The sequence below is a fragment of the Streptomyces sp. BE303 genome (assembly GCF_036290945.1).
Classification (GTDB): Bacteria; Actinomycetota; Actinomycetes; order Streptomycetales; family Streptomycetaceae; genus Kitasatospora.
The window spans coordinates 38,239-61,549 of the sequence record NZ_JAQYWZ010000933.1; the positions used below are offsets into that span (position 1 = coordinate 38,239).

12 protein-coding genes are annotated in these 23,311 nt (G+C 73.5%); 5 read left to right on the plus strand and 7 right to left on the minus strand.

Annotated elements, in window-relative coordinates:
* Positions 1–147: 147 nt before the first annotated feature.
* On the plus strand, positions 148–2,730 hold the full coding sequence (locus PUR56_RS38335) for a lysylphosphatidylglycerol synthase domain-containing protein (RefSeq protein WP_329952366.1): 2,583 nt from the start codon (positions 148–150) through the stop codon (positions 2,728–2,730).
* A gap of 86 nt (positions 2,731–2,816) precedes the next feature.
* Here the strand turns inward: PUR56_RS38335 and PUR56_RS38340 are convergent, their stop codons facing one another.
* A complete protein-coding gene (locus tag PUR56_RS38340) occupies positions 2,817–3,008 on the minus strand; it encodes a hypothetical protein (protein WP_329885660.1) in 192 nt (63 codons plus the stop codon).
* 210 nt (positions 3,009–3,218) lie between these two features.
* Between PUR56_RS38340 and PUR56_RS38345 the strand changes: the two genes are divergently transcribed.
* The 3 genes from PUR56_RS38345 (at position 3,219) to PUR56_RS38355 (ending at position 5,125) form a co-directional block, all read left to right on the plus strand.
* A complete protein-coding gene (locus tag PUR56_RS38345) occupies positions 3,219–3,761 on the plus strand; it encodes a carboxymuconolactone decarboxylase family protein (RefSeq protein ID WP_329952367.1) in 543 nt (180 codons plus the stop codon).
* Between the two features lie 138 nt (positions 3,762–3,899).
* Positions 3,900–4,544, plus strand: coding sequence for a class I SAM-dependent methyltransferase (locus PUR56_RS38350; RefSeq protein ID WP_329885662.1), 645 nt, complete (start codon positions 3,900–3,902; stop codon positions 4,542–4,544).
* The gene (locus PUR56_RS38355) at positions 4,541–5,125 is read left to right on the plus strand and encodes a TrmH family RNA methyltransferase (protein ID WP_329885663.1); all 585 of its coding nucleotides are present in this window, start codon (positions 4,541–4,543) and stop codon (positions 5,123–5,125) included. The genes PUR56_RS38350 and PUR56_RS38355 overlap by 4 nt, the downstream gene beginning before the upstream one ends.
* 86 nt (positions 5,126–5,211) lie before the next feature.
* Here PUR56_RS38355 and PUR56_RS38360 read toward each other — a convergent pair whose 3' ends face one another.
* The 6 genes from PUR56_RS38360 to PUR56_RS38385 form a co-directional block, all read right to left on the minus strand.
* Complete coding sequence (locus tag PUR56_RS38360) at positions 5,212–6,270, minus strand: MDR family NADP-dependent oxidoreductase (protein ID WP_329885664.1); 1,059 nt, start codon at positions 6,268–6,270, stop codon at positions 5,212–5,214.
* Positions 6,267–8,081, minus strand: a complete 1,815-nt coding sequence (locus PUR56_RS38365) for a phytoene desaturase family protein (RefSeq protein ID WP_329952368.1) — start codon at positions 8,079–8,081, stop codon at positions 6,267–6,269. The genes PUR56_RS38360 and PUR56_RS38365 overlap by 4 nt, the downstream gene beginning before the upstream one ends.
* Positions 8,082–8,144: 63 nt before the next feature.
* Positions 8,145–9,335, minus strand: coding sequence for a cytochrome P450 (locus tag PUR56_RS38370; protein WP_329952369.1), 1,191 nt, complete (start codon positions 9,333–9,335; stop codon positions 8,145–8,147).
* A 127-nt stretch (positions 9,336–9,462) separates the two neighbouring features.
* On the minus strand, positions 9,463–19,218 hold the full coding sequence (locus tag PUR56_RS38375; protein WP_329952370.1) for a non-ribosomal peptide synthetase/type I polyketide synthase: 9,756 nt from the start codon (positions 19,216–19,218) through the stop codon (positions 9,463–9,465).
* Between the two features lie 269 nt (positions 19,219–19,487).
* Positions 19,488–20,366, minus strand: a complete 879-nt coding sequence (locus PUR56_RS38380; protein ID WP_329952371.1) for a sterol desaturase family protein — start codon at positions 20,364–20,366, stop codon at positions 19,488–19,490.
* A gap of 189 nt (positions 20,367–20,555) precedes the next feature.
* A complete protein-coding gene (locus PUR56_RS38385) occupies positions 20,556–21,566 on the minus strand; it encodes an Lrp/AsnC family transcriptional regulator (RefSeq protein WP_329952372.1) in 1,011 nt (336 codons plus the stop codon).
* A 129-nt stretch (positions 21,567–21,695) separates the two neighbouring features.
* On the opposite strand from PUR56_RS38385, the gene PUR56_RS38390 reads away from it, so the two are divergent.
* Positions 21,696–23,255 carry an MFS transporter gene (locus PUR56_RS38390; protein ID WP_329952373.1) on the plus strand — a complete coding sequence of 520 codons (1,560 nt, stop codon included), beginning with the start codon at positions 21,696–21,698 and terminating at the stop codon, positions 23,253–23,255.
* Positions 23,256–23,311: the final 56 nt, after the last annotated feature.

Consider the following 23,311-nt stretch of genomic DNA (forward strand, 5'->3'; position numbering starts at 1 on the left):
CCCGCCCCGCCGCGGACCGCCCCGGACACGGACACGGACCGCCGGCCGGTCCGCCACCCACCCGACCCCGCCTCCGACACCGGACCACGCCCGGCACCCCCGCCCGGCGGCCGACCCCGGCGTGGGAGCATGCCAACCGTGGTGGACGTGACGGGGAGAACGAACAGCGACACCGGTGGCACCCCCACCGCCGAGGGGCCCGACCAGGCGCCGACGAGCAGCGCCGGGGCCCCGCCCGACCTTCCGGGCATCGCGGGCACCGGCCGGGTCCGGCAGCCCGTGGCGCTGATCCGTCTGCTCGTCGGCCTGGGCGCGATCACCCTCACCCTCCTGCTCGCCGACTACGCCCGCGCGACCACCGGCGGCATCGCCGCCGACGTCGCCCAGGTCGCCGAGCTGGTACCGCCCCCGCTCGCCGGCATCGCCGCCGGACTCACCACCGCCGCCCTCCTGCTGGTCCCCGCCTACTCGGCGACCCGGCGGCTGCTCGGTGCGGTGCCCGGCCGCCGGCACGTCCTCCAGCACCTCGCCGACGGTCTGCTGGCCGCCGTCCTCGCGTACGGCGTCTCGCTCGTCATCGATCTCTGGATCGACGGCCCCGCCCCGTTCTCCCTGGTCTCCGCGCTGACCCAGCCCCTGCCCGGCGACGCCCTCGCCCGCACCGAACCGGTGTACGGCTACCTCGCTCCCGTCCTCGCCTTCCTCACCGCGTCCGGAGCGCGCGAACGACGGGTGCCCCGAGCCGTCCTCACCCTCTCCGGACTCGCCGGGCTCGCCGGCGGCTTCGCCACCCCGATCGCCCTGCTGCTCGGACTGCTGATCGGCTGGACGGCCGCCCACGGCACCCGCTACGCCGTCGGCACCCCGGACCCCCGGCCCCGGCCGGCGCAGCTCCTGCACACCCTGCGCGAGGCGGGCCTGCGCCCGGTCGCCGCCGTCCCGGCCGGCCCCGACCGCTACCTCGTCCACCAGGAGGCCGGCCGCCCCGACCTCGACGTCCAGGTGCTCGACCGGCAGGCGGTCACCGCCGCCCTGGTGCAACGGGCCTGGCGCCGGCTGCGCCTGCGCACCGCCCCGCACCCGCGGGCGCTGCGCTCGCTCCGCACCGGCCTGGAACACGAGGCACTGGTCTCGTACGCGGCCGTCGCCGCCGGGGTCCGCACCTGCCGGATCGCCGCCACCGCCGAACTCGGCCGGGACACCGCACTCGTCGCGTACGAGCGTCTGCCCGGCCGCACCCTCGACCTGCTCGCCGACGACGAGGTCACCGACGCGCTGCTCGTCGACGCCTGGCGCCAGCTCGCCCTGCTCCAGCGGCGCGAGATCTCCCACCGGGCGCTGGTCCCGTCCGCGCTGCTGGTCGACGGGGCCGGCTCGGTGCACCTGGTGGACTTCGCGGACGGCGACATCGCGGCGAGCGACCTCGTCCTGCGCTGTGACATCGCCCAGCTGCTCACCACCCTCGCGCTGCGCACCGGCGCCGAACGTTCGGTCCGGGCCGCGGTCGCGGTACTCGGCCCGGACGCGGTCGGCGCGGCCCTCCCGCTGCTGCAACCGATCGCCCTGTCCCGCAGCACCCGGCACGCCCTCAAGCAGTCCTCCGCCCTCGCCGACTGCACACCGGCCCCGGCGGCCGTCCCGCCCCAGCGCCCCGCGCCGGACACAGCGGGCACGCCCGGCGCGCCCGACACGGACGGCGCGCCCGCCGCGGCGACGCCTCCCGACCTGCTCGACGCCATCCGCACCGAGGTGCTCCGCACCCGGCCGCAGGCACCGGTCCGCCCGGTCAAGCTGGAGCGGCTGCGTCCCCGCACCCTCCTCGCGGTCGGCGGCGGCGTGGTGGCCGGCTGGCTGCTGCTGCCCCAGTTCTTCGCCACCGAACAGAACCCGATCGCCGCCGTCGTCGATGCCGATCCGCTCTGGCTCGTCCTCGCCCTGCTCGCCGCGGCCGCCAGCCACGTCATGTCGGCGATGGGGTTCGTCGGCTTCGTCCCGGAGCGGCTGGACTTCCGCAACGCGGTGCTCGCCCAGGTCGCCGGCTCGTTCGTGAAGCTGGTCTCCCCCGGCGGGGTGGGCGGCGTCGCCCTGAACATCCGCTTCCTCCAACGGGCCGGCATCCCGACCCCCCAGGCGGTGTCCAGCGTCGGCGTGGGCCAGCTCCTCGGCCTGGTGCTGCACCTGCTGCAGCTGGGCGCCTTCGTCTACCTGCTGGGGCTGGAACCCGGCGGCTCCGAGCTGGACGCCCTGCCCGCCGTGGTCGGCGGCCTCGTCGGGGCGGCCGTGCTGCTGGCCGGGGTGTCCACCGTGCCGCCGGCCCGGCGGTGGCTGGCCGCCAGGCTGCGTCCGCTGACCGCCGAGGTCCTGCCCCGGCTGCTGGAGCTGCTCCGCAACCCGGGGCGGCTGGCGGTCGGGATCACCGGCCAGCTGCTGGTCTCGATCTCGCTGGTCGCCTGCCTGTACTGCTGTGCCCGGGCGGTCGGGCGGGAGCCGGCCTTCGCCTCGGTCGCGGTGGTGTTCCTGATCGGCAACGCGGCCGGCAGCGCGGCGCCGACCCCGGGCGGGGCCGGCGTCGTGGACAGTGCGCTGGTGGCGCTGCTGGAGCACACCGCGTCGATGGAGGAGGGCGGGGCACTGGCCGCCGTCGCGCTCTACCGGCTGCTCACCCTCGTCCTGCCGGTGCTGCCCGGCTGGGCCGCGTTCACCTGGCTGCAGCGCCGCCGGGCCCTGTAGCACCGACCGCCGGGCCCGGCCGTCCCTGACCTCCGACCGGCGCCGGCCCGGCTTCCGGGCGCCCCGGCGCGCGCTCCGGTGAGCGCCTACTCCCGGTACTCGTCCTCGTCGAGCTGTACCACCCGGCTCTGCTCGGCGACGTCCGCGACGTCGGTGGCCGGGTCCGCGCCGAGTGCCCGGCGCTCCGCGAGCTCGTCGTACTCGTCCTCCTCCACCTCTTCGTCCGGCTCCACGGCCTCGGCGACCTCGTCCAGGTAGTCCTCGTGGTTCTGCGGCATGACGTCCGTCCTCGCTGCTCGGAGGCTCCCTCGGGTCCGGTGGGGGTACTGGAAGTATCCGCCGCCGGGCGCCCGGGCGCGACGCGCCGCCCGCCGACCGGCGTACGTCCGCGGCCGCTGCGGGCCCGCCCGGCGGTGGCGGATTGACCCGCGAAAGAGACCATTAAATGCACCATGAACGGGGTTCACCCGCTCCCTAGGCTCCTCGCCATGACGACGAACACGAACACGAACGCCGCGCAGACCCGGACCCAGGACCAGCCCCAGGACCAGGACCGGACCCGGACCCGGACCCACGAGGAGCACCCGCCTGCCGGCCGCCTCGACTACGCCCGCACCGTCCCCAAGGTCCTCCGCGCGATGATCGCCCTGGACGCCGCCGCCCGGGAGGGCCTCGCCCCGGCCCTGGTCGAGCTGGTCCACGTCCGCTCCTCCCAGCTCAACGGCTGCGCCTACGGCCTCGACATGCACGTCAAGGACGCCCGCAAGGCCGGTGAGAGCGACGAGCGGATCTACCTGCTCCCGGTCTGGCACGAGGCCCCGGAGGGTGTCTACAGCGACCGCGAGCGCGCCGCCCTGGCGCTGGCCGAGGAGATCACCCACATCGGCGGCGGCGTCTCCGACGCGGTGTACGGGCGGGCCGCCGCACTGTTCGAGGAGAAGGAACTCGCCCAGCTCATCTCGCTCTGCTTCACGATCAACGCCTGGAACCGGATCAACGTGGCCACCCGCAAGGCCCCGGGCACCCGGTAGCCGCCGGCCGCGCCACCGGCACCCCCGTCCTCGGGGAGAACGGGTCACAGGCCGCCGGGGGTACGATCGGTGCCGTACCAGCAGGGCTTACCCACACCTCCCGGTGGCCCCGAGGCCCATACGAACGACGGGGAAATCATGTCCGGCTCGCACTACTTCACCGGTGCACCCGAGGTCGCCAGCGAACGCCGCCCGATCACGGTCACCCTGCCGGACCTCACCCTGGAACTGACCACCGACGCGGGCGTCTTCTCCCGCACTCGGCTGGACCCGGGCACCCGGATCCTGCTGGAGCACGCGCCCCCGCCCCGGGTGCGCGGCCCGATCCTGGACATCGGCTGCGGCTACGGCCCGATCGCCCTGACCTGGGCCAGCCGGCGCAAACGGCTGCCGGTCTGGGCGGTCGACGTCAACACCCGCGCGCTGGAGCTGGTCCGGTTGAACGCCGAGGCGCTGCGGCTGGGCAACGTGCAGGCCGCACTGCCCGAGGAGGTCCCCGCCGACCAGCGGTTCGCGGCGATCTACTCCAACCCGCCGATCCGGATCGGCAAGACCGCGCTGCGCAGCCTGCTGGAGCAGTGGATCGGCCGGCTGACCCCGGACGGCTCGGCGTTCCTGGTGGTCCAGAAGCACCTGGGCTCGGACTCGTTGCAGCAGTGGCTGAACGACCAGGGCTACCCGACCACCCGCGTCACGTCGGTGAACGGGTTCCGGATTCTTGAAGCGCGGCCCCGCCCGACGGCGGGCGAGGGCCCCGAGAGTGGACGAGGTACGACGTCGTGAAGCAGCTCCGCGGGACCGAACTGAAGCGGCTGCACCGCCAGTGGCGGCGTGGCAACGAGTTCCGGCTCGCGATGATCCTCGAAAACCTGCAGTCGCCGTTCAACGTCGGCTCGATCGTGCGGACCGCCTCCGCGATGGGTGCGGAGAAGCTGTACCTCACCGGCGACACCCCGTCGGTGCGGTCGGCGGGTGCGCAGAAGGCCGCGATGGGTACCGACAAGTACCTGAAGGTCGAGTACTTCCCGACGATCGCCGAGGCCGTGGCCGCGGCGAAGGGCGACGGCTTCAAGGTCGTCGGGCTGGAGCTGGCGGACGAGGCGGTGCCGATGTTCGCCGCCGAGCTGACCCCGGCGGTGGCCTTCGTGCTGGGCCACGAGGACCGCGGTGTGACGGCGGACGCGCTGGCGCTCTGCGACCAGGTGGTGTTCGTGCCGCAGCTGGGCCGGGTCGGCTCGCTGAACGTCTCCGCCGCCGCGACGGTCGCCTGCTACGAGGCGCGCCGCCAGGGGTACGCGATCACCGGAGCCCCGGACGGCTCCGACGCGGGCGGTCCCGACGAGGGTGACCTCGGCGACGACTGACCGCCACGACCGACCCGCTCCGGCGGGGCACGACGACCGACCCGCCGCCGGCGGGAGGGGACGCCCCCTCCCGCCGGCGGCGTGCGTCAGACCTCGACGAGCACCTTGCCCCGGTTGCCCTCCCGGTCCACGTAGAGGCTCCGGTACGCCTTCGGGATCTCGTCGAACCCCTTGTGCACGGTCTGGTGGTAACGGATCTCCCCGTCCCGGACCAGCCCGCCCAGTTCCTGGTGCATCTGCGCCAACAGCGGCTCGGTGAACCACTCCTGGGCGAAGATCCCGCGGATCGTGGTGCGCGGGAACATGATGTACGGCAGCAACCGGGGTCCGGTGAGATCTCCGTTCACCGTGGTCGCCCACTGCCAGCACACGGCCACCTGGCTGTCCACGTTGAGCATGGTGAACACCGCGTCGGTGACCGTGCCGCCCAGGTTGTCGAAGTACCGGTCGACCCCGTCGGGCGCGGCGAGCGACAGCGCCTGACGGACCTTCTCGGCGTCGTCGGTCTGGTCGTAGAGGACCACCTCGTCGAAGCCCAGCCCCCGCAGGTACTCGGCCTTGCCCGGCGAGGCGGTGGTGCCGACCACCCGGCCGGCCCCGGACCGCTTGGCCAACTGGCCGACCAGGGTGCCGATCGAGCCGGACGCGCCGCTGATCACCACAGTGTCGCCGGGCCGCACCGCCATGAACCGGGTGAGCGTGCCCCACGCCGTCATCCCCGGCGCGCCCATGATGCCGAGGGCGGTGGAGACCGGCAGCCGCTCGTCGTACCAGGCCGGGTCGAGCCGCCGGTAGGCCGGGAAGACCATCGGGAAGGTCCCGGTCCTCCACAGCTCCTCGGCACCGTTGTGCACGACGTGGCTACGCCAGCCGCCGAACCCCTGCACGAGGTCGCCGACCCGGAACGCCGCCTCCGGCCCGGCCTCGATCACCTCCATGATCGAGTCGGCGCCCATGTGGTGGCCGATCGGTGTCTCCAGGGCGAGCCCGTTCTGGTACGGGTCGACCGAGACGTACCGCGTCCGGAAGAGCATCTCGTCCGGCCGGAGGTCGATCTCGACGTCCTCGACGACCTTCCGGTAGATCCGGTTGACGTCGGGCACCCCGTCCAGGTGTTCCCGGACCACCCACTTCTCGATCCTCATGCGAGGGCTCCTGTCTCCATGTTCTCGGTGTCCTTCGCGGCGTCACGCTTCCCCGGGGTCCCACCGGTCCCGCCCGTCCCGCCGGTCTCCCCGCCCTCGCCGCCCCCGTCGGCCGGCCCGGCCTGCCGCGGCGGCCCGCCGACCGGGATGACCCGGTGCGTCGGCAGGGGCGCGCTCAGATCGACCTCGGCCGCGAACTCCAGACCGTCGTCCCGGCAGATGAACTGCACGACGTGCCGGCCGGCGGCGGCCGCCCGGATCAGACCGCCGATGGTCGCCCAGACCCCGGAGAGGTAGAAGCCCGACAGCCCGGGCAGCACCGGACCGCTCTTCTTGATCTCCGCCTCGACCGTCTCGGCGCCCTCCACGAACGGGTTCCACCCCGGGAAGGTGCCGTCGTAGACGCCCGTGTAGCGGACCTGGGTCAGCGGGGTCGACACGTCGGCGACGGCCACCGCGTCCTTGAAACCCGGGAAGCGCTCGTCCAGGAAACCGGCGATGCCGTTGCGGACCCGCCGCTTGGCCGCCATGTACTCCCGGCCGTGCTTCACCGGCAGCGTGTGCAATTCCTCGCCGCGCCGGACCCGGGACGACTGCTCCGGCCCCTCGTGCAGTGCCCGCCACGGGGCGATGTCCGAGAAGTACGTCGCGAACACCACCGTCGACTCGCGCGGCGCCAGCTCCGGGTAGTGCCGGGTGCGGAACTGCACGTTCATCGAACGGCAGCGGATCCCGGTCAGCTCCCGCGCCTGCCCCTCCGTCAGCAGGTAGGTGGTGCAGGGATCGCCCTGCGGGAAGGGCCGGCGCAGCCCCAGGAAGAGGGAGACGTAGCCGGGCGACAGCTGGCCGGGCTCGTCGATCAGGGAGGTGTACAGCCGCCGGTAGGTGTCGTTGAGGTACCGGCCCTTGAGCAGCTTCATCACCGTGGTGTGGCCGTCCGCGGCGGAGACCACGATGTCGGCGCGGAACTCCCGGCCGTCACTGAGCCGTACTCCGACCGCACGGTCCTGCTCGACCAGGATCTCCTCGACCTTGGCGTTGTAGGTGATCTCGCCGCCCAGCTTGCGGTACCGCTCCTCGATCGACCGGGCCAGCCCGAGCGAACCGCCCTCGGGCACCCCTGCGGCCTGGTTGGCGTGCGAGGCCAGCTGGAAGTAGAACGGCAGCACCGGGAAGGCCGGGTGCTTCTCGTAGAGGATGAAGTTGAACGCCTCACGCAGCAGCGGGTCGCGGAACCGCAGCGCGAAGTCCGTCATCAGCACCGTGATCGACTTGCGGATGGTGTTGAAGTACGGGACGAACGAGGCCAGCATCCGCCAGCGCTCCAGCCTGCCCATCAGCCCGACGGGCTTGAGGAACGGGTAGACCGCGAGTGCCTTGCGGAAGGTCCGGATGCCGGCGCAGAACTCCCGGATCGGCGCGGCGTCGGCCGGGGAGAGGTCGAGCAGGTGCGCCTCCAACCGGTCCGGGTCGGAGTAGAAGTGGACCGCCCGGCCGTCCCTGCCCCGGACGATGTTGAACACGTCGAAGTGGCGCATCTCCTTGCCCTGGAGCGCGCCCAGTTCGAGCCAGATCTGGTACATCTCGTTGCCCGGTCCGTTGCCGAGCAGCCAGCTGATGCACCAGTCGAAGGTGAAGTCGCTGCGGTCCCATCCGGTGCACGAGCCACCGGGGATCTCGTGCATCTCGAAGACCTGCGTCCGGTAGCCGTTCATCCGGGCGTAGCACCCGGTGGAGAGGCCGCCGAGGCCGCCGCCGACGATGATCATCGTCTCCCGTCGGCGCTTGGCGTCCGGTTCCCGTGTCGTCATTCCAGCCTTCCTCGTCCGTACCGTTGGGTGCGTTGCCGTTGCGTTGCCGTTGTCGGAGGGTGCTCACCACGCGATCGGGAGCGCCTGCAGGCCGTTCACCATCGCGTCCTCCTTCCAGCGCAGTTCGCGCTCGGGGACGGCCGGCCTCAGACCGGGCAGCCGGGCCAGCACCCGCTCGATCGCCACCTGGAGCTCCAGCCGGGCCAGATGGGCGCCGATGCAGTAGTGCACGCCGTGGCCGAAGCCGATGTGCGGGTTGCCCGGGCGGTCCAGGACGAGGCGCTCCGGCTCCTCGAACACCTCCGGGTCGCGGTTGGCGGCGGCGGTGGCGATCATCACGGCCTCGCCGGCCCGGACGGTCACCCCGCCCAGCTCGACGTCGGCGGTGGCGTACCGGGGCAGGCTGAAGCCGGTGAGCAGCGGCACGTACCGCATCAGCTCCTCGACGGCCCTGGGGATCAGCTCGGGCTGCTCCCGCAGGCGCTGCATCTCCTCGGGGTTCACGAGCAGTTGGTAGAAGAAGTTGCCGATCTGGTTGGTGGTGGAGACGAAGCCCGCGATCAGCAGGTCACAGGCGATCGAGAGCAGTTCCTCCTCACCGATCAGTCGCTGCTCGCGGCAGGCCCGGACCAGCACGGTGAGCAGGTCGTCGCCCGGCTCCCGGCCGCGCAGCTCCAGCACGCCCGCCATGTAGTCGATGAACGCCTGGCCCTCGACCGCGAGCACCTCGCCGGGGGTGACGGCGGAGAGCACCGTCTCGGCCCAGCTCCAGAGCATCCGGTGGTCCTTGGCCGGGATGCCGAGCACCTCGCAGATGATGGTGGTCGGCATCGGGATGGCGAAGTCCTCGACCAGGTCGGCGGGGTGACCGGCGGCGATCATGCCGTCGATCAGCTCGTCCGCCAGCTCCCGGGCCCGCGCCCGCAGCCGCTCGACCCGGCGGGCGCTGAACTCCCGGGCCACCAGCGAACGGAGCCTGGTGTGGTCGGGCGGCTCGGTGGAGAACAGGCCGGCGCCGGTGCGGGCGACCGGGCGCATCCGGGGCTGGTCCCGGCCCATCGCGGCGGCGAGGCTGAACCGCGGGTCGGCCAGCACCGTCCGGACGTCCTCGTAGCGGGTGGCCAGCCAGGCGCCGTCGCCGTACGGCATCCGGATCCGGACCAGCGGCTTGTCGCGCAACTTCGCGTACGTGGGGTCGAGTTCGAGTCCGGTCGGCTCGAAGGGGTAGGACAGCGGCTGGTGCTGCCTGAGCATGAGGGGGTCCGCCTCTCGTGCGGGGGTAGCAGGGGTAGCGGGGGTAGCGGGGGCGCCGGGGACAGCGGGAGCGCCGGGAGTGGTGCTGCCGCGCGGCCGGCCGGGGGCGGGCAGGGCGGTACCGGTCTCAGGACACATGGACGTCGACTCCGGTGAGGATCGACCGGGCGAGCCCGGCGTTGTGGGCGATGAACTCGCGGTCGAGCATCTCGGCGTGGGTGCCGAAGCCCTTGAAGACCGCGGTCCGGGTGGCCGAACTCCCGTGCCAGGCACCGTGCCGGCCGGCCTCGTAGAGGGACACCTTCTCGTCGTCGGAGATCACGCTGAGCGCGGCCGCGACCACCCCGAGGTTCGGGGTGCGGCTGCAGAACCTCAGGTAGTCCCGCGCCTGTTCGCGGGTCTCCTGGGCGACCACGTCCGAACCGGTGTGCCGCCGGAGGTGCTCGGCCAGCTCGCGCTCGAAGGCCTGGACGTGCTCGTCGGCGAGGTCGAAGGACTCCGGGATCCGGTGCGAGTCCATGATCACCACGTTGGGCACCGCCCGGCCGCGCCGCTCCAGCTCCTTGGCCACCTCGAAGGCGAGATTGCCGCCGAGCGAGTAGCCGAGCAGGGCGCACGGCCCGTCCGGCTGGAGGGACTCGACCAGGTCCGCGTACCGGTCGACCTTGTCGTCCCCGGTCACGTAGTTGAACGCGACCATCCGGTACTCCGGCAGGTGGGCCGCGAACTGGCGGTAGACCAGTCCGTGGCCGCCGGCGGGCGGGAAGCAGAACAGCGTCTGCTGCTGCTCCCGGTTGAACCAGAGGTACGGCTGGGCTCCCTCGATCCGGCCGGTGATGATGGCCTCGACGGTCTTCGCCATCCCGTGCAGGGTGGTGACCTTGAAGAGCTGGCTGACCGGGATGCTGATGTTGAACTCGGCCTGCAGGCCGTGGATCAGCTCGATCAGCCGGATCGAGGACCCCCCGGACTCGAAGAAGTCGTGCTGCAACCCGGGCTCCTCGACGCCCAGCAGGGTCCGCCAGTGCTCGGCCATCCGGACCTCGTAGAGGGTGACCGGCGGCTCGACGGCCCGGTCCGCCGCATCCGCCCGGGGCGCCGGCAGCGCGGCGACGTCCACCTTGCCGTTGGCGGTGAGCGGCAGCGTGCACAGCTCGGTGAAGTGGGTCGGGATCATGAAGGTCGGCAGGTAGCCGGCCAGGTGGCGGCGGAGTTCGCGGCGGTCGAGCGTCCGCCCGGGCGCCGGCACGCAGTACGCGCAGAGCACGTGCTCGCCGCCGCGGTCGGGCCGGACGGTGACCACCGCCCGCTCCAGCTCCGGCCACTCGGCGAGTTGGGTCTCGATCTCCCCCAGCTCGATCCGGTGGCCGCGCACCTTGATCTGCGAGTCGGCCCGGCCGAGCAGGTGCACCCCGCCGTCCGCGTCCCAGCGGGCGAGGTCCCCCGTGCGGTAGAGCCGGACCGGCTCGGTGCCGTCCGCACCGCCGAGCGGGAGGACGGCGAACCGCCGGGCGGTCTGCTCCTCGTCGCCGACGTAGCCGAGCGCCACCCCGGAGCCGCCGATCCACAACTCCCCGGTGACGCCGGGCGGGACGGGCCGCCCGTGATCGTCGAGGAGGTAGAAGGCGCTGTTCGGGAACGGCCGCCCGATCGGGACCATCCGGCTCGGTTCGAAGCCGTCCGTCGGTCCCTCGAAGTAGGCACTGTCGATGGTGGCCTCGGTGAGGCCGTAGGAGTTGACCAGCCTGGTCTCCGGACCGCAGAGGGCCCGCAGCCGCTCGTACTCCTCGACCTTCCAGACGTCCGAGCCGACCACCAGCAGTCGCATGAACCCCAGGTCCAGGCCCGTCCGTTCGCAGTGGCCGACGACCGTGCGGACCACGGCGGGGACGAACTCGGCGGCGTCCACCCGCTCGGCGCGCATCACCGCGTGGAGCCGGGCCGTGTTGAACAGCAGCTCCCGGCCGACCAGCACCAGGGCGCCGCCCGAGCAGAGCGCGCGGACCACGTCCCCGGTGAAGACGTCGAAGGAGGGGCCGGCCATCTGGAGGTGGACCCTGACCTCGGTGTCCAGCCGGTACTCGGCCCGCCACGCCTGGTAGGCCGAGGCCAGGTTGCCGTGGCCGACGCGGACGGCCTTGGGCCTGCCGGTGGAGCCGGAGGTGTAGATCACGTACGCCGGATCGTCGGGGCCCACCGCCGCGTCGGTGAACTCACCCGGCTCACGGTCCTGCTCCTCGTCCAGTTCGTCGGTGGTGACCAGACGGGCGGGCAGTCGACCGAGCCGCTCCCGGTCGTCGCCGACCAGCAACCCGGCGCCCGCCCGCCCCACCATGTCCGCCAGCCGGTCCGCCGGGTGACCCGGGTCGAGCGGCAGGTAGGCGGCCCCGGTGCGGAGCACCGCGAGCAGGGCGACGATCAGCTCCGGCGACTTCTCCAGGCAGAGCGCCACCACCGTGCCGGGCCCGGCGCCCAGCGCGCGCAGCCGGGCCGCGGCCCGCCGGGAGCGCTCGGCCAGCTCGCCGTAGCTCAGCCGCACGGTCGGGCCGGACTCGGCGGGCGCCGCCACCGCGAGCGCCGCCGGATCGGCCGCCGCCGCACGCAGGATCAGCTCGTGCACCGGCTCCTCGTGGGCCACCTGCCGGTCCGCGCCGCTCCACCCCCGGAGCACCAGGGCGCGCTCCTCGCGGCCGAGCAGCTCCAGCCCGGTGGCCGCCCGCCCGGGGCCGGCCTCGGTCAGCCCCTCCAGGAGGTTCAGGTAGTGGCCGGACAACCGGGCCATCGTCTCCGGGAGGAAGAGGTCGGTGTTGTACTTGAAGACGCAGTGGAAGCGGTGCTCCGCCTCGTCCTCGTAGGCGGACAGGGTCAGGTCGAACTGGCCCTCCTCCTCGGGGAGTTCGATGTACTCCAGGCGATAGCCGTACTTCTCGGTGGCCACCTTGTGGTGGAGCAGGATGAACATCGCCTGGAAGACGGCGGAGCGGCTCGGGTCGTGCTGCAGCCCGAGCTTCTCCACCAGCAGCACGAACGGGTACTCCTGGTGGTCCAGCCCGCCGAGCACGGTGGTCCGCACCCGGTCCAGCAGCTCCGCCACGGTCGGTTCACCGGCCAGCGAGACGTGCAGCGGCAGCGGGTTGACGAAGTAGCCGTAGACGCCGGCGAACTCCTCGTCGGTGCGGCCGGTCACCGGGCTGCCGACGATGATGTCGTCCTGGCCCGCATAGGCGTGCAGCAGCAGGTAGTAGGCGCTGAGCAGCACCATGAAGACCGTGACGTTGTGCTCGCGGGCAAGCGCGTGCACCCGGGCGCTGAGCGCCTCGTCGAGGACGAAGAACTCGGAGGCGCCGTTGTGGGTCTGGACCGCCGGGCGGGGCTTGTCCGTGGGCAGGCTGAGGATCGGCACCTCGGCCGGCAGGTGGGAGCGCCAGTAGTCGAGCATCTTCGGCGCCTCGCGGCCCGCCAGGAAGGCGTTCTGCCGGTTGAGGAAGTCCAGGTACCGCGCGGTGACCGGCGGCAGCTCGGGCGCCCGGCCCTGCCGCAGCCCCTCGTAGACGGCGAGCAGTTCCTCGATGAAGGTGAAGGTGGAGATCGCGTCCGAGATGATGTGGTGGACGGCCTTCATGATCACCCAGCGGTCCGGGCCGCGCCGGAACAGCCGGAACCGCACCAGCGGATCGCGTTCCAGGTCGTACGGCCGGCGGTACTCGCGGACGATCAGCGCGTGGATCTCGTCCCAGGCCAGGTGCTCGACGTCGAAGACCCCGAAGTCCGGCTCCACCGCGGCCGAGATCCGCTGCACGGCCCGGCCGCCGTCGAGCACGAAGTTGGCCCGCAGGCCGGGGTGGCGCTCGACCATGGTCCGGAAGGCCACCGCCATCAGCTCGGGCTCCAGCTCCACCCGGACCTCGACCGCCCCGCCGATATTGTAGGCGAAGCCGTCCGGGTTGAGCTGCTTGAGGAACCACAGCGCCTTCTGGTTCTGGGTGAGCGGGTACGCCGTCTCGTCCTCGTGGCGCTCGACCGCGACCGAGCCGACGCCGACCGGGTCCTCGTCCAGCAGTTCGGCCAGCGACTCGTGCAGCCGGGCGACCAGTTCGCCCACCGGTGCGTTGCTCAGCAACGCCACCACCGGGAGGGTGGTGCCGAGTTCGGTGTTGAGCCGGGCCCGCAGCTCCATCGCGAGCAGCGAGTCCAGACCGAGGCCGCCGAGGCCGGCGCCGGGGTCGATCTGCTCGACGGGCGCGCGGAGCACGGTGGCGGCCAGGTGGACGAACCGCTCGCCGAGCAACACCAGCCGCTCGGCCTCGCCGGCGGCCCGCAGGGTGTCCAGGAGGCCCGCCCGCTCGGTCACCGGCACGGCCTCCCGGGCGCTCGCGGCCAGGTCCGCGACCAGCGGCGGCGGGGCCGGGTACCAGGAGAGGAAGACCGGCCAGTCGACCACGGTGGCGACCAGCAGCTGGGCCCGGTCCTGCCCGAGCACCCGCTCCAGCACGGCCATCCCGGTCTCCGGGGCCAGCGAGCTCATGCCGCGGCTGTTCCGGTAGTGGTCGATCAGGCCGAGCTCCTCGATCATGCCGGTGGCCCAGGGGCCCCAGTCGAGGCTCATCGCGGGCAGGCCGAGGGACCGGCGGTGGTGGGCCAGGGCGTCCAGGAAGGCGTTCCCGGCCGCGTAGTTGGTCTGACCGGCGGTGGTCAGCAGCGAGGCGATGGAGGCGAAGAGCACGAAGTGGTCGAGTGGTTCGCCGGCCAGCCGGCGGTGCAGGGCGAAGGCGCCCAGCACCTTGGGGGCGTGGACGGCGTCGAAGGTCCCGCGGTCCAGCTCGCCCACCAGGGTGTCCCGGACCTGCCCGGCGAGGTGGAAGACACCGCGGATCGGCGGCCGGTCCAGCCGGTGGTACTCCGCGAGCCAGTCGGCCAGCGCGGACTCGTCGGTGATGTCCAGCGGTGCCGGGACGGGCTCCGCGCCGAGCGCCTCCAGCTCGCGCAGGAAGGCCGCGCGCCGGCCGTCCGGGCTCGCCGGGTCGAGGTCGCGCCACAGCTCGCGCGGCGGCAGCGGGCTGCGGCCGACCAGGATCAGCCGCCGGGCGCCGCGCCGGACCAGGGTGCGGCAGAGCAGCCGGCCGAGCGCGCCGAACGCACCGGTCACCAGGTACGCGGCGTCCGGTCGGAGGCAGGGCGGAAGCGGACGGCTGAGCCCCTCGCTCGGGCGGAGCCGGCTGGTCAGCCGTCGGCCCGGACGCAGCGCGATCTCGTCCTCGTCCGCGAGCGCGAACTCGCGCAGCAGCGCGGCCGCCTCGGCGTCGACGGCGGTGGCGGTTGTGGTGGCGGTTGTGGTGGCGGCCGGACGGGTACCGGGGCCGGAGCCCGGACCGACGCCCGGACCGACGCCCGGACCGACGCCCGGACCGGTGATCGGACCGAGGTCGACCAGCTTGCCCGGGTGCCCGGGCAGCTCTTGGTGGCGAAGCACCCGGCCGATCCCCCAGGCAGGCGCACCGAGCGGTTCGACCGGCTCACCGGGGGCGGTGGCCTGCGCGGACCGGGTGACGATGTGCAGCCGGGTGTGCGGGAGTTCCGTAGCCAGCAGGGCGGCGAGCGTGACCAGGCTGTACGCGCCGGCACCGGTGTGACCGGCCACCGCGTCGTGATCGGCGGCGGCCAGCTCCGGCCGGTCGAGGTTCCAGAGGTGGACGACGGCCGCCGGGTCGGGCGCGCCTGCGGCCCGCCGGTCGGCCAGAAGTCGGGCGAGGTCGGCGGCGGAGCCCGGCTCGACGGTGGCCGGCCGGCCGTCGGCCGAGGGCCGGTAGCCGGTGGCCGGGAGAACCAGCTGGCAGCTGCCGCCGCGCGCGGCGATCTGCCGGGCCAGCGCCTCGGCGACGCCCTGACCGTCGGCGAACAGCAGCCAGTCGTCCGGGTGTTCGGCCAGGAGGTCGGGGGCCCCGGCAGCCTCCGGCAGCTCGATCCAGGCCGGTTCGACGAGCCAGCCGTCGATGGTGGCCAGGCCGACGGCGGTGGCCGCCTGCTCGATGTCGGCGGCCCGGAACCCGGTGACCCCGCCGAGCGGCGCGCCGTGCTCGTCGTGCACCGCGATGTCACCGACCAGCTCGAAGCCGGCGTCCCGGGTGACGGTCGCGTGCACCCAGAGCGGGCGGTCGCCGACCGCCTCCAGCCGGACCTCCTCGATGGCGACCGGCAGCCGGATCCCGCTCCCGGCACCGGTGCCCGCCACCAGCAGCTGGGGGGTCAGCAGGGTCTGGAAGAAGGCGTCCATCACCACCGGGTGCACCTGGTGGTCCGCGCCCTGCCCGGCGACCGCCGTCGTCGGCCGGACCCGGGCCAGCGCCTCGCCGGGGCCGAGCCAGACCTCGTCGATGCCCTGGAACGCCGGGCCGTAGTGGTAGCCGAGCCCGGCCAGCGCCGCGTAGCAGTCGGCCCCGGAGAGATGGCGGACGGCCCGTCCGCGGATCGCCGCGACGTCCAGCGGTGGGCCCGGTCGGCGCCGCTGGCCGGGACGGACGGTCCCGACGGCGTGCACGGTGCGCTCGGGGCCGCCCCCGCCCGGGGCGCCGTCCTCGCCGCCCGCGGCGACGCCTCCGGCTCCCGCACCGCCGGTCGCGATGGTGAAGCCCCCGTGCTCGGCGGAGAGGGTGAGCCGGACGGCGCGGCTCTCGTCGTCCGGGAGGAACAGCGCCTTGCGCAGCTCGATGCCGGCCAGCGCGGCGTCCGTGCCGCCGGTCAGCGCGCGGACCGCCTGGACGGCCATCTCCAGGTAGCCGGCGGCGGGGAAGAGCACCTCGCCCTGGATCCGGTGGTCCTCCAGGTAGGGCAGCGCCTCGGCGTCCAGCCTGGCCTCCCAGGCCGGTTCGGCGCCGGCCAGCCGGCGGCCGAGCAGCGGGTGGTCCAGCCGGCCCTGCCGGACCGCCTCGACCGACCGGGGCTCGACCCAGTGCCGGTCCCGTCGGAACGGGTAGCGCGGCAGGGGAACCGTCCGGCCGACGGGCTGGAGCACCGACCAGTCGACCTCGACACCGAGGTTGTGCAGGGCGGCCAGCGAGGCCGTGAAGGTCGCCTGCTCGTCCTCCTGGCGGCGGATCGAGGGCAGCGTGCGGACCTCGGGACGGTCGGCGCCCCCGGGGCGGGCCTCCACGGTCTCCTGGATCGAGCGGCCGAGCACCGGGTGCGGGCCGATCTCCAGGAAGAGGGCGTACCCGTCGTCGGCCAGCCGCTCGACCGCCTGCTGGAAGCGGACGCTGTCGCGGACGTTCTGCCACCAGTAGGCGGCGTCCAGCTCGGTGCCCCGCGCGGTGCCCTCACGTCCGGTGAGGTAGAGCGGCACCTGGGCCGGGCGGGGCTTGAGGTCGGCGAGCGACTCCAGCAGCTCGTCCTTGATGAGCTCCATCCGGGCGCTGTGGTAGGGCACTTCGACCGTCAGCGGGCGCACGAAGACCTGTTCGGCGGTGAGCGCGGCGGCCAGTTCGGCCAGCACCGTCTCGTCACCGGCGAGGGTGAGCGACGTGGGGCTGTTGATCGCGGCCACCGAGACCGCGTCACCGTACGGGCGGAGCCGGCGGACCGCCTCGGCCTCGGTGAGTGCGACGGCCAGCATGCCGCCCGTCCCGGCCAGCTTCTGCTGGAGCCGGCTGCGGTGGACCACCACCTTGACCGCGTCCGCCAGGTCGTAGACGCCGGCCTCGTGGAAGGCGGCGACCTCACCGGTCGAGTGACCGACGACGGCGTCCGGCCGGACGCCGCGACTGCGCCAGAGCGCGGCCAGACCGACCTGGACCGCGAAGTTGGCGGGCTGGGCGAGCCAGGTCTCGGCCATCCGGGAGTGCGCCTCGTCGGCGGCCAGCTCGTCGGTCAGGGACCAGCCGGTGAGTTCGGCGAGGTGCTCGGCGCAGCGCTCGACGGCCTCCCGGTAGACGGGTTCGGTGGCGAAGAGCCGACGGCCCATCGCCCACCACTGCGGGCCCATGCCGGTGAAGACCCAGGCCAGCCTCCGGTGCCGGGTCTCGCGGCGGTGGCCGGTGAGCACCCGGGGGTGGGGCTCGCCCCGCAGGTAGGCGCTGAACGCCTCGTCCAGCGAGGCACGGGCGGTGTGGCCCCGGGAGTCGTAGACCACGGAGAGCCGGGCGTCGTGGTGCTGGCGGCGGTGGGCCAGGGTGTGGCCGAGGTCGACCGGGCGGGCCGCGGTCCCGCCGCGGACGCCGGCCAGCTCGGCCTGCACGCCGGCGGCCAGCTCGGGCAGCGCGGCGGCCTCCCGGGCGGTGAGCGGCAGGACGGTCCAGACGGGCTGCCCGTCCGGCCCGGGCTGCGCGACCGGCACCGGCTGCGGGGAGGACTGCGGGAAGGACTGCGGGGAGGACTGCTCCGACGCCGGATGCTCCGGGGACGGCTCCCGCGACGACGGGAACGACGGCTGCGGGGCGGCCTCCAGCAGGACGTGCGCGTTGGTACCGCCGAACCCGAAGGAGTTGACCCCGGCGCGGGCCGGCCCCTCGTGCGCCGGCCAGGGAGTCGGCTCGGTGGGGATCTCGTACGGCAGGGTGGCCGGGTCGATCGCCGGGTTGAGCTGCTCCAGATTGATGTGCGGCGGGATCAGCCGGTGCTTGAGCGCCAGCGCGGACTTGATCAGCCCGGCCAGTCCGGACGCCGACTCGGTGTGCCCGATGTTGGTCTTCACCGAGCCGACGTAGCAGCGGTCGCCGGGGCGGCGGCCGACCGCCAGCGCCCTGGCCAGCGCGTTCGCCTCGATCGGGTCGCCGACCGGGGTGGACGTGCCGTGCGCCTCGACGTACTGCAGGCCGCCGGGGACGATCCCGGCCTCGGCGCAGACCCGCTCGATCAGCGCGACCTGCGCGTCCGGGTTGGGCACGGTGATGCCGTTGGTGCGGCCGTCCTGGTTGACGCCGCTGCCGATGATGACGGCGTGGACCGGGTCGCCGTCGCGGACCGCGTCGGAGAGCCGCTTGAGCGCGACCACCGCGACGCCCTCGGCCCGGACGTAGCCGTCGGCCGCCGCGTCGAAGGTGCGGGAGCGGCCCTGCGGGGAGAGGAACCCGCCCTTGGTCTCGGCGATCGTGTACTGCGGCGCGATGTGCAGCAGGGTGCCGCCGGCCAGGGCGAGATCGGTCTCACCGCGCAGCAGGCTCTGTGCGGCGAGGTGGACGGCGACCAGGGAGGAGGAGCAGGCGGTGTCGAGGGAGACGCTGGGGCCGCGGAAGTCGAAGCAGTGCGAGATCCGGTTCGACACCATCGTCATCATGGTGCCGGTGGCGGTGTGTGCGGCCAGGGTCTCGAAGGAGAGGTCCGAGAACTGGACGATCTTGTAGTCCAGCGTGAACGCGCCCACGTAGACGCCGACCTCACGGCCCGCCAGCTCGGCGGGCTTCTGCCCGCCGTCCTCCAGCGCCTCCCAGGCCACCTCCAACAACTTCCGCTGCTGCGGGTCCATGTGGTCGGCCTCACGGCCGCTGATGCCGAAGAAGGCCGGGTCGAACTCGTCGAAACCGTCGATGTAGCCGCCCCGGCCGCCGACCAACCGGCCCGGCTTGGCCTTGTCCCGGCTGCCCAGGGTCGCCACGTCGTACCGGCTGCGCGGGGTCGGCGTGATGCAGTCCTTGCCCTCCACGAGGTTCTGCCAGAACGACCGGTGGTCGCAGGCGCCGCCGGGCAGGCGGCAGCCGATCCCGATGATCGCGATCTTCTCCCGGTCCTCGCCGGCCGGGGAGGGGGAAGGGGCGGAGGCGGCCCGCGCGTGAGCAGCGGTACCGGCAGTGCCGGCGGGGTCGACGGGCGCGGAGAGGTCGGAAAGGTCAGAGAGGTCGGAGAGGTCGGCTGAATCAGGAGAGTCGGGGGATGCGGCGAAGCATGAATCCGTCATGGTCGAGTCCTTGAGTCGCTGCGTTCGCGCGCGGCACGAGTGTGGGAGAGCCGCACGGGCATGGGAACAGCGGCCGTGGCCCGGCTCCGGGCAGGCCGGGAGACGGGCCGGCCGAGAGGGACGGGCCGGAGGAGAGCCGGGATTGAGCGCGGACGGTCGGACGGGAACGGAGGGCCGGCCGGTCGAACCCCCGGGCCCCGGACCGACCGGACCTGCCGGCGCGACCCGGGCGGTCAGGTCGACTCGGTCGCCCCGGCGAGTCGGACGGGTCAGGTCGATCCGGTCGGGGAGTCGTCGGCACGCACCGGCCGACGCCAGGCTTGGAGGTGACTGGCGATCACTTCCCCGGTAGCGGGGAAGTCGGCCGGGTTCTGCAGCCCCACCTCGACCGGCCGTCGGCCGGGCCGCCAGGTGAAGCTACCGAAGGCGTGGTCCCAGACGGAGAGGTCGGAGCCGTAGTGTCCGGCCTCCGCCAGGTCGACGCTGTGGTGCAGCCGGTGTTGTTCGGGCCCGGCGAGGACGTGGTTGAGCAGACCGATCCGGACGTCGATGTTGGCGTGCACGAAGTAGCCCTGGGCGACCACGAACAGGCCCACGACGAACACCGTCTCCGCCGAGAACCCGGCCAGCGCCAGCGACACCTGGACCGCGCCCTGGGTGAGCACCACGTCCAGCAGGTGGTTGACGCCGTTGTTGGCGACGTTCACCTTGTCGGGCACGTGGTGCACGCCGTGCAGCCGCCAGAGCCGGGGGTTGGTGTGACACCACCGGTGGACGAGGTAGTTGGCCAGCGAGCCGAGCAGCATCGCCACCGGGATCTCGACCCAGAGCGGCAGGGCCGGATGCGGCGGCGCCAACCAGCCGACGAGCGTCGTCACGGGCACCTGGGACAGGGCTCCGCCGATCATCGTCAGCACGAAGTAGATGCCGTACCAACCCCACTCGCGCACACTGGGAGTCCACTCCGGTTCGTACGGAATCAACCATTCCAGAAGCGTCAGATAGGCGATGGTTCCGACCAGGAAGAGCTGACTCGCCCGGCCGAGATCCCAGCGCAGGCGCAGGGCCGCGACCGCTATCGCCACGAGGGCGACCAGCAGGGACGGGTAGGCGACATGGCGCAGCGCGGCCCGGATCTGCCCTCCCATGACGACCCCCTTTCGCAGTCCACCGTCGAACGCTCACCGAAAGTGTTCGTTCAGATACTAAGGGCGCCCAGAAGTCGATGCGAGGGATTTTAGAAAAGAATCACATGGCGTTCAATTTGTCTGATGATAAGCAAACAAACTATCCGCCAGAAAGGGTGAAGAATCGGCCAAGCGACCCTGATCAATCGATTAGCGAATCATCACTCCGGAGCGCTTCACACTCCGGACCACGGGCGCCGTCTCCAGCGCCACCACCCCCTCCAGACCGCCCAGCCGACCGGTCAGGTAGGCGTAGAACGCCTCCACGTCCCGGCAGACCAGCCCGGCCACGAGGTTCGTGGGGCCGGTCGTCGCGGCCACGAACCCCACCTCCGGATGCTCCGCCATCGCGCGCCCGACCGCGGCGAGCTTCCCCGGCGCCACGGTCAGCCAGCAGAACGCCTCGACCTCGAAGCCGAGCAGCCGGGTCTCCACGTCCACGTCGAAGAAGAGCAGCCCCGACCCGGTCAGCGCGGCCAGCCGGCGCCGCACCGTCGCCTCCGAACCCCCGGTCCGGGCCGCCAGCCCGGCCAGCGGCGCCCGCCCGTCGACCGCGAGCGCCGCCAGCAGCGCGCGGTCCAGCTCGTCCGGTACCACCGGTTCCACCGGCACCACCGGCACCGCAGCCGCCGCGGTCGCCTCCGCCTCCGTCGGCTGCGCCTGGCCCGCACGCAGCCGACGCACCTGGTCCGCGTCCAGTGCGGAGGTCCGCCCGCTCCACGCGACCGTCCCCCCGACGAACGTCCGCAGCAGGTAGTGCGCGCTGACGCCGAGCACCCGCGGCGTCCGGGGAAGCTTCCCCAGCAGGAGTTCCTCCCGGTCCGGCCGGACCTGCGAGCGGGTGTTGCAGACGATCTCGCCGCCCGACAGCAGACTGACCCAGGACGTGTCCGGCCGACGGGCCAGCGCCTCGGCGAGCGCCGACGCCGCGTCCGGGACGCACCGGATCCGGGTGAGCCAGTCGACCTCGCCGAGCCGCCGGGCGTCGGTCCGCCCGACCACCCGCACCACCCCGGCGGTCCGCAGCCGTTGGTAGCGGCGCGCGACCGTCTGGTCGGAGACCCCGAGCACCTCGGCGATCCGCCGGAAGGGCACCCGGCCGTCCACCTGCAGGGCGTGCAGCAACGCCCGGTCCAGCTCGTCCAGCGCCACGGTTTCCATCACCGGGACGGTAGTGGATGTCGAGATCCGCCGGAACGACCCCACGGGGCGGCGCGGACGGCGGCTCCGGACCGAGAGTGACGGTGCGCCGGGCCGCCCGGGCCGGCGCACGGACGAAGGAGTACGGGGATGCGGAAGTGGTGGCCGCTGATCGCGGTCAGCCTCGGGGTGTTCATGCTGCTGACCGACATCAGCATCGTGATCGTGGCACTGCCGGACATCGGCGCCGCGCTGGGCATGGACTTCGACGGCCTTCAATGGGTGATGGACGGCTACGCGCTCGCGCTGGCTGCCCTGCTCCTCGGCCTCGGCGCGCTCGCCGACCGGGTCGGCCGGCGGCGGGTGTACACGGCGGGCCTGGCGGTCTTCGCCGTCGCCTCGCTGGGCTGCGGGCTCGCCCCGAACGGCGGGGTGCTGATCGCGGCGCGGATCGTCCAGGCCACCGGCGGGGCCGCGATGTTCGCCACCGCGATGGCCCTGCTCAACCTCGCCTACCGGGGCCGGGACCGGGCGGTGGCGTTCGGCGTCTGGGGCGCCGTCAGCGGCGCCGCGGCCGCCACCGGGCCGGTCGCGGGCGGACTGCTCACCGAGTACCTGGGCTGGCGGTCCGTCTTCCTGGTCAATCTGCCGGTCGCGGTCGCCGCCGTGATCCTCACCCGCCGGACGCTGCCGGAGTCCCGGAACCCGGACGCGCACCGGATCGACCTGCCCGGCGCCGCCGCCTTCACCGTCGCGGCGGGCTCGGCCGTCCTGCTGCTGATCCGCGGCGGCGCGGACGGCTGGACCTCACCGTCCGTCCTCGGTGCGGCCGGGACGACCGCCGCCGCGCTCGCCGTGTTCCTGCTGGTCGAGCGCCGCAGTCCGCACCCCCTGCTGGACCTCGCGCTGTTCCGCAGCCCCGTCTTCACCGGGGTCATGCTCTGCGGCCTGGTCTACTCCGCCGCCGCGTTCTCCTACCTGCCGTACACCTCGCTCTGGCTCCAGTCGGTGCTCGGCCGGGGCCCGATGGCCGCAGGTCTCACGCTGCTGCCGATGAGCCTCGTCGCCTTCGCGGTCTCCGCCCTGGCCGGCCGCCGGCTCGCCGTCCTCCCCCCGGCGGTGCCGCTCGCCGGCGGGCTCGCCGTGATCGGCGCGGGCGCCCTACTCCAGTGCACCCTCGACGCCTCGTCCACCTGGACCGCGCTGCTTCCCGGCCTCGCCCTGACCGGGCTCGGCGTGGGCGCGGTCAGCCCGGTCCTGGCGGCCGGCGCGATGGCCGCCGTCCCGCCGGAGCGCGGCGGCATGGCGGGCGGCGCCCTCAACACGTTCCGCCAGCTGGGTCAGGCCCTCGGGATCGCGGTCCTCGGTCTCGTCCTCCACCAGGGGCTGCGGGCCTCGCTCGCCGACGGATCCACCGACGGATCCACCGGCGGATCCACCGGCGTCCCCGATCCGGAGGCCGCCGCCCGCGCCCTGAGCGCGGGTGCGCCGGTGCCCGGTATCTCCTCCGAGCTGGTCCGCGCCGCGTTCGCCACCGCGCTCGACCGCACCCTGCTGGTCGCCGCCCTCACCGCGCTGGTCGGCGCCGCAGTCGTCGCGGTCCTCCTCCGGGCCCGGCCGACCCCGGCCCGGCCTCCGGCGGACGGCCGACCCTCTGCGAACGGCCGGGCCACGGAGGAGCGGCCGAAGGGGACACTCGCCCAGCGATGACGGTCCGCCGCCTCGCCCGCGCCGGACGTCCGGAAGGAACGGAACGATCGGATCAG

Excerpts from the sequence above, each read along its gene's own strand:
- PUR56_RS38340 (WP_329885660.1), bottom strand. The coding sequence starts at position 3,008 with ATGCCGCAGAACCACGAGGACTACCTGGACGAGGTCGCCGAGGCCGTG.
- PUR56_RS38345 (WP_329952367.1), top strand. The coding sequence starts at position 3,219 with ATGACGACGAACACGAACACGAACGCCGCGCAGACCCGGACCCAGGAC.
- PUR56_RS38350 (WP_329885662.1), top strand. The coding sequence starts at position 3,900 with ATGTCCGGCTCGCACTACTTCACCGGTGCACCCGAGGTCGCCAGCGAA.
- PUR56_RS38360 (WP_329885664.1), bottom strand. The coding sequence starts at position 6,270 with ATGAGGATCGAGAAGTGGGTGGTCCGGGAACACCTGGACGGGGTGCCC.
- PUR56_RS38365 (WP_329952368.1), bottom strand. The coding sequence starts at position 8,081 with ATGACGACACGGGAACCGGACGCCAAGCGCCGACGGGAGACGATGATC.
- PUR56_RS38370 (WP_329952369.1), bottom strand. The coding sequence starts at position 9,335 with ATGCTCAGGCAGCACCAGCCGCTGTCCTACCCCTTCGAGCCGACCGGA.
- PUR56_RS38375 (WP_329952370.1), bottom strand. The coding sequence starts at position 19,218 with ATGACGGATTCATGCTTCGCCGCATCCCCCGACTCTCCTGATTCAGCC.
- PUR56_RS38380 (WP_329952371.1), bottom strand. The coding sequence starts at position 20,366 with ATGGGAGGGCAGATCCGGGCCGCGCTGCGCCATGTCGCCTACCCGTCC.
- PUR56_RS38385 (WP_329952372.1), bottom strand. The coding sequence starts at position 21,566 with ATGGAAACCGTGGCGCTGGACGAGCTGGACCGGGCGTTGCTGCACGCC.
- PUR56_RS38390 (WP_329952373.1), top strand. The coding sequence starts at position 21,696 with ATGCGGAAGTGGTGGCCGCTGATCGCGGTCAGCCTCGGGGTGTTCATG.